The sequence below is a fragment of the Kribbella sp. NPDC048837 genome (assembly GCF_055586945.1).
This window is the reverse complement of the sequence record NZ_JBVJHF010000003.1, coordinates 564749-577617: the sequence shown is the minus strand read 5'-3', so window position 1 is coordinate 577617 and position 12869 is coordinate 564749. Positions and strand designations below refer to the sequence as shown.

Genomic DNA, 12869 nt, shown 5'->3' with positions numbered 1-12869 from the left:
GACGGCGGCGGACAGGATGAGTGTGGGGAAGAACAGGAGCGCGAACTTCCCGCTGAACAGGTCGTAGCCGCTGATCTGCTCGACCAGGCTCAGCACGATCAGGTGGTACGCGAAGACGCCGTACGAGATGTCGCCGGCGACGTGACCGACTCTGCCGCCCAGGACCCGCTCTGTTCGCGCGGTGGGTGTGACGGCCGGGAACAGCACGCACGCGGCGACGCCGGTGTAGAGAAGGCTCTTCACGAACGCCTGGCCCGGGCTGGAAGTGACCAGGCTGTACGGCCCGGCAATGGGGGTTGCAGCGATCAGGAGGAGGGCCACTGCGATTCCCCAGACGGTTCCTGGGATCTTGGTGAGCGTGTCCAGGGTGGACGGCCCGAGCCGCCCGCTGGCGCGAGCCACCTGCCACAGTGCGAATCCCATGCCGACCGCGAACCAGCCGAGGTACCCGGGCAGCCAGAGGCCGGCCTGTGGATGGCCGGTCGCGTTCACCGCGGCCATCCACACCGGCCCGAGAATCGTCAGCACACCGAGGACGACGAGTCGCCAGCGCACGCTGCGCCGGGTGGGACGCTCGTACCCGGTCAGAAGCTTCGCCAGCGCGGGCAGCAGCAGGTAGAACGCGACCTCGGTGGCCAGGCTCCACATCTGGGTGAGCCCGTCCGCCGCCAGCCCGTCGAAGTAGATCTGGGTGAGTGTCGCGTGCTCGAGGTACGTCGCCCACGTCACGCCGTCCTTGCGCGGTACGAGCAGTGCGGCGAGTACTACGGCGACCCAGAGGGCGGGCAGGATCCGCAAGGCCCGATTGCGCAGGTAGGGCAGGGTGAGCGGGGGCAGCGTGCCTTCGAACCACGCGACCGCGTGCGGCCGGTAGAGCAGGAACCCGGAGATCGCGAAGAAGATCGCCACGCCGACGTCCATCCGCGACAGGATCCCGGCGAACGGCCCGTGCACCGACGCGCCGGTGTGGAACCCGACATGCGTCGTGAGCACCGCGAGCGCACCGATGGCCCGCAGTCCGTCCAGCGCCGGGAATCTGGTCCTCATCTGGGCAGTCCGATCTCGAGGGTTTGCACGCACAGGTTCGTTGCGGGATCGGAGGAGCGTAGCCGCGCCGCCGTGGCTTTGATCAGCGGCGACGGACCGAAGTACATGCTGCCCAGCCCCGCGGGCCACCGCGCGGCCGGCAGCGCCGCGACGTTGCCCTTGGCGTCGACGAGCTCGACCGTCACCTGGTTCTCCCGGTCGGAGAAGTAGGCGGCCTTGACGAACCAGTTCGCGGTGGCGACCTTGCTCTGGGTCGGGGCCAGCGGGATGACGACCGTCTCGGTGCCGTGCTGCAGGTGGTTGCAGAAGGAGTTCGACTCCTTGGTGGGCTCGCTGCGCGACCACACCGTCAGCTGGGACGGACGCAGGTGCCCGGTGCCGTCAACGATCAGCGGCTCACTGCTCGGAGACTGCAACTGGAACGGGATCCCGGCTATCCTCAGCACCGGTGAGAGCCGGGTGTCGGGCATCAGGGAGTTCACGATCGGCGATGGCATGGACGTGTCCCAGAGGTTCACGTTCGGCCCGGCCCGGTCCAGCTCGGCGGTCACGGTGGCGAAGTACGCCTTGGCCGGGTTCTTCCCCCACTCTCTGGCGAACCCGGTGTCCGACACGACCACACCCGCGATCAGCAAGGCGACCGGGACCACGGCGAAGATCCGCAACTGGACCGTGCTCAGCGACAGCACCACGGCCAGGGTGAGCGGGATCGAGAGATCGGACCAATAGTGGTAGTACGAGGTGAGCAGACTCCCCAGCAGGGTGAACCGTCCGTAGGAAACCAGGACCACGGTCACCACCACGTAGACCGCCACGGACCCCCACATCAGTAATGCGCGCCGATCCCGGCGCCACGCCGTGAGCAGGAGCAGCACAGCCACCACACCGCCGAGAACGACGGCTGCCACCGGTGCCGCCGCCAGGCTCATGACGCTGAACGTGTCCCACTGCCAAGGCCCGCCGACCAGCGCACCCAGCACGACACCGAACCCGCGAGCGAGGGCGTTCAGCAGGGCACCCGGACCCGGCAGGTGACCTGCCGAGGGGTTGCCGCGGGACAGGTAGACGATGCCAAAGGCAATGATCGGCGCGGTGAGCGCGACGGCGAACGGCCAGGTCCGGCGCAGCCAGCCGCGGATCGGATCGGTGCGCAGATAGAGGGCGAGGGCGACGGCCGTGACCAGAATCAGTGCGGACTTCTCCCAGCAGGCCAGCGTGATCAGCAGCGACAAGGGGCCGTAGGCAACGGCTCGCCGGCGATGGCCGTCGGACCAGTCGATGGTTGCGTGCAGCAACAGCAGGCCGAAGACGTGCGCGGACAGGTTGTTGACGCCACTCGACAACGACATGAACGACGGCATGCTGAGCGGGGTCAGCGCGTAGAAGAGCGTGCCGGCGACGACCCACCAGTTCGACCCGAGGATCCGGAGCAGCAACAGGCCCATCAGCACGATCGCGATCGCCTGCATCACCACCCGCCAGCCGACGGTGAAGTCGTGGTCGAGCGGAGCGATCGCGGCGAAGACCGCGTAGACGAACCGCAGGCCCGGCGCGATGTGGTCGTTGACCGGCGTGAGCAGCTCGGCCGGCGCGAAGCCGCGACTGCCCTGGACCAGGAAGTCGAGGTCGTCGCTCAACCACGAGCCCCGGCGCGCGAGCAGTCCGAGCACGGCCGACTGCAGCACCGCGATCGCCACCACGACGCCGCGGAGAGCCGATGTCTGCGGTGCCATCGGCAGCGTCCGGATCCCCCTCATGCGGCGCGACTATATGACAGTTCGAAATTCCCTCGCGCATCGTCTGTTCAACGTGGCTACCCGCTGGTAGCGTCCCGCGGACAGACCAGGAGGGGATGCAGTGGGGACTCGTAGTCGAGCGGCGTTGATCGGGCTCGGGGTGTTCTTCGTCGGCGTTGCGGCGCTGGCCAGGTTCTATGCGTATCCGACGCTGGCGGTGGCGCCCGCCGGCCAGTTCGCGCACACGGTGTCGGCCGGACCGGACGCCACCATCTTCAGCGTCGCGGACCTGAAGGAGAAGAAGGGCGTCGACCTCGAGGCGCGGCGGACCGTCCGCGGCGACGTGGCCGCGGCCGAGAAGATCAGCAAGGCGCTGAATCGCAAGGTGGTCGTCTACGACACCGCGGTGGTGACGGACGACTCGAAGGACTACCAGTTCCCCGACGACGCGTCGCTGACCGGCCTGATGCCGCTGAGCTTCGTCCAGGAGCGGGTCGTGCTGGACGCGCACACCGGCGAGGCCGTGCGCTGGAACCCGTCGGGTGACGACGACAGCGGCGAGTACATCGCGACCACGCTGGAGAAGGCGGACCGGCTCAAGCCCGACCCGAAGAGCCCGTTGTTCAAGGGACACGAGGGTCTGGTGCTGAAGTTCCCGTTCGGCACCGAGAAGAAGACCTACCAGTTCTGGGACACCACGCTGCGCAAGGCGTTCCCGATCACCTACAAGGAGACGACCAAGCTGGACGGGCTCAAGGTCTACGTCTTCGAGCAGGACATCCCGAAGCAGGAGGTCCCGCTGGCGAAGCCGCTCGAGGTCCCGGGCAACCTGGTCGACGAGCCCGGACGGGACTCGGTCGAGGCACAGCGCACGTACAAGAACACCCGGACGCTGTGGGTCGAGCCGGTCACCGGCGCGATCATCAAGGGCCGTGAGCAGCAGTTCGCCAGCATCGCGTACAACGGCGAGGACAAGCTGACCGCGACGCAGGTGACGATCGCCTACGACGACGCGACGGTGAAGAAGAACGTCAAGGGCGCGACGGAGAACGGTCACGAGGAAGGCGGCTACCAGTCGAAGGCGACGCAGCTGCACCTGATCGGCTTCTGGGTGCCGTTGTTCTCGCTGATCCTCGGACTGCTCCTGCTGGGCTTCGTCCTGCTGCGGTCAGGTCCTTCGGGCCGACCAGATGGCGGTGCCGGGGACTAGCCGGCCGCGCTCGGGTCCCCAGCCGCCCCAGATCAGGTCGTGGCCGGCCGGCCACTCGGGCTCGAGCAGGTCGTCGACGACGAAGCCGGCGCTGGTGAGTGCGCGAATCCAGTCGCCGGTGGTGCGGTGGTGCTCGGCGTAGACCGGCGTACCGGCGTCGTCGACCTCGACGTACGGCGTGCGGTCGAAGTAGGAATGGGTGATCCGCAGACCGGCCGGGCTGGGGTCGTCCGGCATGGTCCAGCGGAACGGGTGCGTCACCGAGAACACGAGCAGCCCGCCCGGCTTGAGGGTCCGGGCGATCTCGCGGAGCGCGGTCTCGGCGTCGGCGACGAACGGGAGCGCGCCGAACGCCGAGCAGACGATGTCGAAGGTGCTGCTCTTGTAGGGCAGCGCCACGGCATCGGCCGCGACCGTGCGGACCGCGGTGCCGGTCCGCGCGTCGAGCCGGCGCGCGATCCGCAACTGCTCGATCGAGATGTCGAAGGCAACGACGTTCGCGCCCTGCCCGGCCAGCCAGCGCGAACACTGCGCGGCGCCGCAGCCGACCTCGAGGACCCGCTTGCCCCGGACCGGACCGAGGAGCTGGGCGGACTCCTCGTCGACACCCTCGGGGCACCAGATGAAGCGGTCGTCGCCGAGGAAGTCACCGTGGTCGGCCAGATATTCGTCGGCTGCCGAGTTCCAGTAGGCCCGGCTGGCCCGCGAAGTCTCCGCCTCGGTCAACTCCACCCGCACCGGCCCGCTCACGGGACAAACTCTAGTGTTCAGCGGTATGAGTGATTTCGCGGCCAGCGCGGTTCCGCTGACGGGTGGGTACGGCGGTCACACGTATGCGGTCAGCGCCGGCGGTGAAGACGCCGTACTGAAGTTGTACGTGAAGGATCCCGGGCGGGCGGCGGTCGACGCCGCTCTGTTGCAGCTGGTCCGCGGGCTGCTGCCGGTGCCGCGGGTGCTGGAGGCGAAGCGGGAAGGATCGGCCGAGGATCCGCCGTACCTGCTGACCGAGCGGCTGCCGGGCGTGAACCTGCAGGTCTACCTGGAGACGGCGGGGGAGGACGAGCGCCGGACGGTCGGGGAGCAGTTGGGTGAGGTCCTGGCGCGGCTGAGCGGGATGCCGTTCCTCACCTTCGGGATGTTCCGCGACGGCGAGCTGGCGATCGAGCCGTTCGGGCTGGGCGACCTGGACCAGTACGTGGCGGGCCTCGACCTCGGGTTCAGTCCGGAGCAGTCTCGGAATTTCGCCGGCGTGGTCGCGGCCGCCGAGGACGTGCTGGCCGACGGCGCCGACCGGGTCTGCCTGGTGCACAGCGACTTCAATCCGAAGAACCTGCTGGTGGACCCGGCGACCGCGCGGATCACCGGGCTGATCGACTGGGAGTTCGCCCACGCGGGATCGGCGTACGCGGATCTGGGAAACCTTTTCCGGTTCTGCGTCGACCCGGTGCTGGCCGGGGCGGTGCTGAGCGTGCTCCGGGGGAGCGGGCTAGGGCTCGGGGAGCCGCTCGTGGACCTGGGCCGGGCGGCCGATCTGTGGGCGCTCCTGGACCTGGCCGCCCGCTCCACGGAGCACGAGGTGGCCGCGGCCGCGCACGACCTCGTGGCTCGGATGGCGGACACGAGTACCCTCTCTGGAGGACGACCCGCCCTGGACGTCGTACATTGAGATGAATGGCACGTCGGGAGACCTCGGCGGGCGGCCGGTACGGACCGGGTGCCCCAGGTTGTGCTGTCTTCGTCAAGACCGGTATTCTGTGAGATGCGCTATGGGCCTGCGCGACCTCGGACGGAGCAGGCTCGTGCTCGCAGCAGTCGGTGGTGAATCTGTCCTCTTCAGGCAATCCAGCGGTTTGGTGCGATCCAACGGCTCATGACGCGCCCGCACGACACCACCAGTCCACGGAGCAACCCACCACATGACGGCCAGCATCGAGGCACCTCTCGACCCCGCAGTGCGCAACACCCCGCAGGTAGCGGTCAATGACATCGGGTCGGAGGAAGACTTCCTCGCGGCGATCGATCAGACCATCAAGTACTTCAACGACGGCGACATCGTCGAGGGCACCATCGTCAAGGTCGACCGGGACGAGGTCCTGCTCGACATCGGTTACAAGACCGAGGGCGTGATCCCCTCCCGCGAGCTGTCGATCAAGCACGACGTCGACCCGAACGAGGTCGTCAACGTCGGCGACCACGTCGAGGCCCTGGTTCTCCAGAAGGAGGACAAGGAAGGCCGTCTGATCCTCTCGAAGAAGCGCGCCCAGTACGAGAAGGCCTGGGGCACGATCGAGAAGATCAAGGAAGAGGACGGCGTCGTCACCGGCACCGTCATCGAGGTCGTCAAGGGTGGTCTCATCCTGGACATCGGCCTGCGCGGCTTCCTGCCGGCCTCCCTGGTCGAGATGCGCCGGGTCCGCGACCTCCAGCCGTACGTCGGCCAGGAGATCGAGGCCAAGATCATCGAGCTGGACAAGAACCGCAACAACGTGGTCCTGTCCCGCCGGGCGTGGCTGGAGCAGACGCAGTCCGAGGTGCGGATGAACTTCCTCACCCAGCTGCAGAAGGGCCAGATCCGCAAGGGTGTCGTCTCCTCGATCGTCAACTTCGGTGCGTTCGTGGACCTCGGCGGCGTCGACGGTCTGGTGCACGTCTCGGAGCTGTCCTGGAAGCACATCGACCACCCGACCGAGGTGGTCGAGGTCGGCCAGGAGGTCACCGTCGAGGTGCTGGACGTCGACATGGACCGCGAGCGCGTCTCGCTGTCGCTGAAGGCGACCCAGGAAGACCCGTGGCAGCAGTTCGCCCGGACCCACCAGATGGGCCAGATCGTGCCCGGCAAGGTCACCAAGCTGGTTCCGTTCGGTGCGTTCGTCCGCGTCGAGGAGGGCATCGAGGGTCTGGTGCACATCTCCGAGCTGGCCGAGCGGCACGTCGAGATCCCGGAGCAGGTCGTCCAGGTCAACGACGACGTCATGGTCAAGATCATCGACATCGACCTGGAGCGGCGCCGGATCTCGCTGTCGCTGAAGCAGGCCAACGAGGGTGTCGACCCGGTCTCGGACGACTTCGACCCGACGCTGTACGGCATGACCGCGACGTACGACGACCAGGGCAACTACGTCTACCCCGAGGGCTTCGACCCGGAGACCGGCGAGTGGCTCGAGGGCTTCGACGCCCAGCGCGAGGAGTGGGAGCGGCAGTACGCCGAGGCCCACACGCGGTGGGAGGCCCACAAGAAGCAGATCGAGGACGCCAAGACGGCGGACGTCGAGGCAGGCGAGGCGTCGACGTACTCCTCCGCCGCGGCTCCGAAGGACGACGCGCCCGTCGAGGGTGCGCTCGCTTCCGACGAGGCGCTGCAGGCCCTCCGCGAGAAGCTGACCGGCCAGGGCTGATCCTGACCCGGTAGTCGCAGGACCCGAGACCCCCGCACCCCCGTACTGGGTGCGGGGGTCTCGCCTGTCAGTCGTACGGCAGGCGCGGCTTCCGCTTGCCGAAGTCGATGCCCCAGCGGCCGCGGCCCTCGCCCTTGAGCTGGATCTTCAGCTCGATCACCTGCGCCCGGGCCGAGCTGGCGGCGAAGAAGCCGACCTTGTACGGCTCGTTCGGGCCCCCTGCCTCCCAGGCCGGCACCTGGACCTCGCCGTACCGGACCAAGCGGACCGGTGGGTCCTCGCCGGCCCGGATGCGAGCCGCGTCCTGTGCACAGGCCGGCACTCTGCGGGTCGGCCCGTTGGCCGGCGTCCAGACCACATCGGTGCTCGACGGGCCGTGCTGCGGGTTGAAGAAGCAGGGCGTACGCCGCTCCGGCAGCGGAGCGCCCGTAGCCCGGGCCCGGGCGCACGCCAGCGCGTAGCGACCCGCGGTGAGGGTGTCGAGCACCTCGCTGACCGAGTCGGCCGACGTCAGCTTGTCGACCATCCGCCGCGCGGACTGGTAGGAATCGAGAGCGGACTGGTAGTCGTGCCGGGTCTCGGCATCGAACTCGCCCGTCTGAGTCTCGCCGAAGCGCGCGAGCTCTTCGCCGAACTGGATCACATCCTCGTCGGCCATCGATCGGATCTGCCGGAGCTCGAGTGCGGCCCGGCGTCGAAACCACCCCATAAGTCATGTTAGGCCGCGGCTGACTAAGGTGCTGGCGTGCTGAGAGTGGGACTGACCGGTGGGATCGGGTCCGGGAAGAGTGCGGTGTCGGCGCGGCTGGCGGCCCGGGGAGCGGTGGTGATCGACTCGGACGTGCTCGCGCGCGAGGTGGTCGCCAAGGGCACCGACGGGCTGGCCGAGGTGGTCGCGGCGTTCGGCGACGGCGTACTGACCGGCGAGGGTGAGCTGGATCGTCCGGCGCTCGGGCGGATCGTGTTCGGTGACGAGCCGGCCCGGCGGAGGCTGGAGGCGATCATCCATCCGCGGGTCCGGGCCCGGGCCGCCGAGATCGAGGCGCAGGCGCCCGCCGGCGCGATCGTCGTCCACGACATTCCCCTGCTGGTGGAGACCGGTCAGGCGGACAGGTTCGACGTCGTCCTGGTGGTCGACAGCCCGATGGACATCCAGCTGGAGCGGTTGACGTCGCAGCGGGGAATGACTGACGCGGAAGCCAGGCAGCGGATCGCCAGTCAGGCGGCGCGGGAGGACCGGCTCGCGGTGGCCGATCTCGTCGTGGACAACTCCGGCTCGCTCGCCGACCTGGACCGGCGGATCGACGAGGTGTGGGCCGCCTTGCAGGACCGCTGAGGGCACGGTCCGGACACGAAAAGGTGACCCCTGCGCGGGAAATGATGAATCCGGGACCGGCTGTACGAGAATCTGTCCCGGTTCGGCCCGGGAGTGAGCGGGCCGGCCACCGACGGCGCGCCCCGCGCCGGTCCGGACGTCCGACGTTGGGAGGATGGCGTGGTCTGCCCGCGCTGCAACTCTGACTTCCCCGAGGTGTCGCACTTCTGCCATCACTGTGGCAACGATGTGCGGTCCGGGGACGCCGAGCGGAAGAACGCGTACGCCGCCAGGCCCGATGAGCCGGTGGCGTCGTTCAAACTGGTCTCGACGATCATGCCGCAGGGTTCCGGCACCCAGCCGTACACCTACAAGGTCGCGCTCGGTATCGGCCTGCTGCTGACCGTCGTGACGGCCGCGCTCGGCGCCCTGCCGGTGGCGATCATGATCGCGGCGTTCGCCATCCCGATCGTCTACATCCTCTACCTGTACGACGTGAACCTCTGGGAGGACGAGCCGATCCCGGTCGTCGCCGCGGCGTTCGTGCTGACCGGCGTCCTGGCCGCGGTGTTCACCTGGCTGTGGTCCGACCAGCTCGCGCTCACCCTCGACACGATCGGCGGCAACGACGCCGGCCCGTCCGGGCGGGACCTGCTGATCCTGCTCCTCCTGGTGCCGGTGGTCTCGGAGCTGATCCGGCAGATCGGCCCGCTCTACCTGGCCTCCCGGCCGCGGTACGACGACCTCATGGACGGCTTCACCTTCGGCGTGGTGGCCGGCGTCGGGTACGCGTGCTTCGAGACGCTCGTGCTGCACTGGGGCTGGATCAGCGGCGGCTTCGCCGGTCCGGGCAGCAGCGCCGGCACGTGGATCTCGATCGTGGTCCTGCACGGTTTCATCAAGCCGCTGATCTACGGCTCGGCCACCGGTCTGGCGGGGGCGGAGTTCTCCGGCCTGGGCGAGGGGTACGACGGCTTCACGCCGCGCTGGGTGTCCGGTGTGATCCAGGCGATTGTGGTCAACGCGCTGTTCCAGGGCGGTGTCTACCTGCTCGGCTTCGTGGGTGGCCACGGCTCGACCATCGGGGCGATCCTCGGTGTGGTCTGGGGCCTGCTGCTGCTCGGCGCGCTGATCATCCGGGTCCGGACCGTGCTCCACAAGGGCCTGCTCGAGGCGGCGCTGGAGTCGGCCGCGCGCGGTGGCTCGAACCACGCGTCGGGTGACCTGGCGTTCTGCTCGCGCTGCGAGATGCCGCTGCTCCCGCACTCCGACTTCTGCTCCGCGTGCGGCAACTCGGTGCGGTCCGTGCCGAAGTCCGCCCGGGGTGTGACGGCAGCGGCGGGCGCGAGCGGGTACGAAGCGACGACTGGGGAGACGCACGCATGAGCAACCCACAACCGCCCCAGGGTCCGGGCGGCCAGCCGTACGGCGGTCAGCCGGGCCGGCCCCAGGGTCAGCCGGGCTATGGCCAGCAGCCCGGCCAACCGCCGTACCAGCAGCCGCAGGGCCAGCCCGGTTACGGTCAGCAGCCGGGTTACGGACAGCAGCCCGGGTACGGACAGCCGCAGGGCCAGCCCGGGTACGGGCCCCCGCCGCAGGCGCCACCGGGATACGGGCAGCAGCCCGGCCAGCCGCCGTACCAGCAGCCTGGACAGCAGACGTTCCCGGGACAGCCGCCGTACCAGGGTCAGCAGCAGTACCCCGGCCAGCAGCAGTATCCGCAGCAGCAACAGCAGTACCCGGGTCAGCAGCAGTGGGGTCAGTACGGCGGCCGGTCTCCGCGCGGCAAGGGCGGCAACAAGATCCTGTTCATCGCCGGCGGTGCGTTCGCCGTCGTCGCGGTGATCGGTGTCGCGCTGGCCGTCGTCTTCAACCAGGGCGACGACCAGAAGGCCGAGCCGACCCCGGAGCCGACGACCAGCCAGAGCGCCGAGCCGACCGGCAACGTCGACGAGGGCATCGAGGTCGCCGAGGGCGTCTACGTGAAGCCGCAGCCCGGCTACATCCGCAAGAGCCTGGACAAGTTCACCGGCGTCTACCTGCTCAAGCAGGGCGAGGCCTACTTCATGGTGAACGCGTGGAAGGCCGAGGACGGCGAGAACACCGCGACCGTGCTCCCGCAGCTGATGACCGCGGAGACCAAGGACCTGTCCTCGGTCAAGAAGGGTGAGCCGAAGGAGACCAAGCCCGGTCCGGACGACAAGACCGACGTGAAGGTCGTCACCACCCAGAGCTTCGACGCGATCTCCACCACCCAGAACGGCAGCCTGCCGGTGGTCGGGTTCGTCGGCGTGATCGAGCGCAACGACGGCGTGATCACGATCATCCGGGTGTACGGGCGCAAGGACAAGATCTCCACCATCCAGCCGGACTCGACGGCGATGCTGCGGTCGGTGGTCAAGAGCCAGTGAGCGGCAAGCGCGACAAGGGTTCCGCGGGCAATCCCTGGGTCAACGAGCCCGGACCGGACGAGGACGCGGCGGCAGCCGCGGCCGAGCCGGAACGGCCGGTGTCGCCATGGGACCTGGAGGTCCCGCCGCCACCGTCGCCGTGGGCCGACCCGAACACCCCCGGACCGGGGCCCGGCCCCGGTCCGGCGACGGAGACGAGCTCGGCCTGGGGTGACAACGTCGGGCCGCCGTCGTTGAGGCGGCCAGCGCCGGAGAAGACCGGCCCGCGGTTCCCGCCGCTGCTGATCCCGATCGGCGCCGGCCTGATCGTGGTCGTGCTGGTCGCCGTCGCGCTGATCCTGCTGTCCGGCGGCGGTGACGACACCGCGGAACCCACCCCGACCCCGACGCCGACGGCGAGTACGCCGACGACGTCGTACCAGCCGCCCGCGAACGCGATCCCGGTCGGCTTCGGCGTCTCCGTCGTACCGGTGCAGGGCTGGAGCCTGCTGGAGAAGGAGACGCAGGGCAAGGAGCTGGTGACGTACGCGCCGAACGGCGAGGCCCGCTCGTTCTTCTGGGTCCGGCAGAAGCAGAACGTGACCGCGCAGGCGTACGTGCTCGGCATCGTCGAGGGCGAGACCGAGAACGAGATCGCCCAGTTGGGCAACGTACGGAACCTGCCGTGCCCGAAGGACGTCCTGGAGGAGTGCGTTGCGATCACCTACACCTCCACCGCCAAGGACAAGTCCGGCGCGGACGTGAGGGTGCAGGGCTACGTCGAGGCGTACCGGCGCAAGGACAAGGTGGTCACCGCGCTGGACTTCCGGACCCGGGTCGACTTCGCCCAGAAGGCCGAGGCGGACGCGGCGACGATGAAGAAGTCGGTCCTCGACAGCCTGTGATGACGGATCCCCTGAACTACCACGAGGAACAGCTATGAGTCAGCAGTACGGGCCGCCCCCGGGACCGCCTCCCGCCCCCGCTCCCGGCGGTTGGGGACCCGGACCGGGCAGCGCCGGTCGGCCGGGACCGGGCGGCTGGGGTCCCGGGCCGAGCCGGCCGCAGCACCGGCCCGGCACGTCGACCCGGACCCAGTGGATCATCATGGCCGGCGCGATCGTCGCGGTCGTCCTGGTGGCGATCGGTGTGGTGCTGCTGGTGACCGGCGGCGGCAAGGACGACAACCCCGTCGCCCAGCAGACGCCGAACCCGACCGGCACGCTGTACACGCCGTCGCCGTCGGCCACGCCGGTCGACAGCAAGGGCCCGAACGACGCCGGCGTCGAGGTCGGCTGGGGTGTCTGGTTCACGCCGGCCAAGGGCTGGCTGCCGGACTGGGACAAGTCCAAGAGCGGGCAGAACTACATCCTGCAGCAGTTCAACGCGCGCGGCCTGATCGACGGGTACTACTGGGTCCGGCAGACCGAGCTGTACGACGCGAAGGGCTTCGCGGAGCACCTGGTCGACATCGAGTCGAACGGCATGCAGGGCGTCCGGATCGGCAAGGGCGTGGCCTGCAAGCCGGCGAACGAGGCGATCAAGTCCTGCTACGCGGTGTCGTACACCGGCGTCTGGGTGGCCAAGAACGGCCGGAAGGTCGCGATGCAGGGCTTCGTGACGGCCTACCAGGACCAGTTCGACCGGGTCACCGCCACCGACGCGGCCCTCGAGACGAGGGTCTACAAGCGCCGGGTCAACGAGCTCATCTACATGAACAATTCCGTGGTAAAGAGCATGTGACCTGCGGTTTTTAGGAACTGTCGGCGGCGGGTC

11 protein-coding genes and 1 pseudogene are annotated in these 12869 nt (G+C 69.0%); 8 read left to right on the top strand and 4 right to left on the bottom strand.

Annotated features, from left to right (window positions below; translation table 11 throughout):
* Positions 1-12 precede the first annotated feature (12 nt).
* Positions 13-1047 (bottom strand): annotated as a pseudogene (locus ACZ6O0_RS18365) (acyltransferase family protein); the annotation flags it as partial.
* Complete coding sequence (locus tag ACZ6O0_RS18360; protein ID WP_465766103.1) at positions 1044-2804, bottom strand: hypothetical protein; 1761 nt, start codon at positions 2802-2804, stop codon at positions 1044-1046. The pseudogene ACZ6O0_RS18365 and the gene ACZ6O0_RS18360, both read right to left, overlap by 4 nt.
* Positions 2805-2904: 100 nt before the next feature.
* On the opposite strand from ACZ6O0_RS18360, the gene pgfA reads away from it, so the two are divergent.
* Positions 2905-3993 (top strand): cell envelope lipid trafficking protein PgfA, encoded by a 1089-nt coding sequence (gene pgfA / locus ACZ6O0_RS18355; RefSeq protein WP_465766102.1) that lies wholly within the window; start codon positions 2905-2907, stop codon positions 3991-3993.
* On the opposite strand, the gene ACZ6O0_RS18350 is transcribed toward pgfA, so the two are convergent.
* Positions 3952-4743: a class I SAM-dependent methyltransferase gene (locus tag ACZ6O0_RS18350; RefSeq protein WP_465766101.1), complete on the bottom strand. Its 792-nt coding sequence runs from the start codon at positions 4741-4743 to the stop codon at positions 3952-3954. The genes pgfA and ACZ6O0_RS18350 overlap by 42 nt on opposite strands.
* A gap of 25 nt (positions 4744-4768) precedes the next feature.
* On the opposite strand from ACZ6O0_RS18350, the gene ACZ6O0_RS18345 reads away from it, so the two are divergent.
* A complete protein-coding gene (locus ACZ6O0_RS18345) occupies positions 4769-5659 on the top strand; it encodes a phosphotransferase family protein (RefSeq protein ID WP_465766100.1) in 891 nt (296 codons plus the stop codon).
* A 250-nt stretch (positions 5660-5909) separates the two neighbouring features.
* Positions 5910-7388 (top strand): 30S ribosomal protein S1, encoded by a 1479-nt coding sequence (rpsA, locus tag ACZ6O0_RS18340; protein ID WP_465766099.1) that lies wholly within the window; start codon positions 5910-5912, stop codon positions 7386-7388.
* Between the two features lie 67 nt (positions 7389-7455).
* Here rpsA and ACZ6O0_RS18335 read toward each other — a convergent pair whose 3' ends face one another.
* The gene (locus tag ACZ6O0_RS18335; RefSeq protein WP_465766098.1) at positions 7456-8097 is read right to left on the bottom strand and encodes a hypothetical protein; all 642 of its coding nucleotides are present in this window, start codon (positions 8095-8097) and stop codon (positions 7456-7458) included.
* Positions 8098-8133: 36 nt separating this feature from the next.
* On the opposite strand from ACZ6O0_RS18335, the gene coaE reads away from it, so the two are divergent.
* The 5 genes from coaE to ACZ6O0_RS18310 all read left to right on the top strand — a co-directional run bounded on the left by coaE (position 8134) and on the right by ACZ6O0_RS18310 (position 12836).
* The gene (gene coaE, locus ACZ6O0_RS18330; RefSeq protein ID WP_465766097.1) at positions 8134-8724 is read left to right on the top strand and encodes a dephospho-CoA kinase; all 591 of its coding nucleotides are present in this window, start codon (positions 8134-8136) and stop codon (positions 8722-8724) included.
* Positions 8725-8952: 228 nt separating this feature from the next.
* Positions 8953-10089 (top strand): PrsW family glutamic-type intramembrane protease, encoded by a 1137-nt coding sequence (locus ACZ6O0_RS18325; RefSeq protein ID WP_465766096.1) that lies wholly within the window; start codon positions 8953-8955, stop codon positions 10087-10089.
* A complete protein-coding gene (locus tag ACZ6O0_RS18320) occupies positions 10086-11114 on the top strand; it encodes a hypothetical protein (protein ID WP_465766095.1) in 1029 nt (342 codons plus the stop codon). Before ACZ6O0_RS18325 ends, ACZ6O0_RS18320 begins: the two co-directional genes overlap by 4 nt.
* Positions 11111-11998: a hypothetical protein gene (locus tag ACZ6O0_RS18315; protein WP_465766094.1), complete on the top strand. Its 888-nt coding sequence runs from the start codon at positions 11111-11113 to the stop codon at positions 11996-11998. Before ACZ6O0_RS18320 ends, ACZ6O0_RS18315 begins: the two co-directional genes overlap by 4 nt.
* A 34-nt stretch (positions 11999-12032) precedes the next feature.
* A complete protein-coding gene (locus ACZ6O0_RS18310) occupies positions 12033-12836 on the top strand; it encodes a hypothetical protein (RefSeq protein ID WP_465766093.1) in 804 nt (267 codons plus the stop codon).
* The last annotated feature ends 33 nt before the right edge of the window (positions 12837-12869 follow it).

Coding starts and splice junctions, on each gene's coding strand:
- ACZ6O0_RS18320 (WP_465766095.1), top strand. CDS start 10,086: ATGAGCAACCCACAACCGCCCCAGGGTCCGGGCGGCCAGCCGTACGGC.
- ACZ6O0_RS18310 (WP_465766093.1), top strand. CDS start 12,033: ATGAGTCAGCAGTACGGGCCGCCCCCGGGACCGCCTCCCGCCCCCGCT.
- ACZ6O0_RS18360 (WP_465766103.1), bottom strand. CDS start 2,804: ATGAGGGGGATCCGGACGCTGCCGATGGCACCGCAGACATCGGCTCTC.
- rpsA (WP_465766099.1), top strand. CDS start 5,910: ATGACGGCCAGCATCGAGGCACCTCTCGACCCCGCAGTGCGCAACACC.
- ACZ6O0_RS18335 (WP_465766098.1), bottom strand. CDS start 8,097: ATGGGGTGGTTTCGACGCCGGGCCGCACTCGAGCTCCGGCAGATCCGA.
- ACZ6O0_RS18345 (WP_465766100.1), top strand. CDS start 4,769: ATGAGTGATTTCGCGGCCAGCGCGGTTCCGCTGACGGGTGGGTACGGC.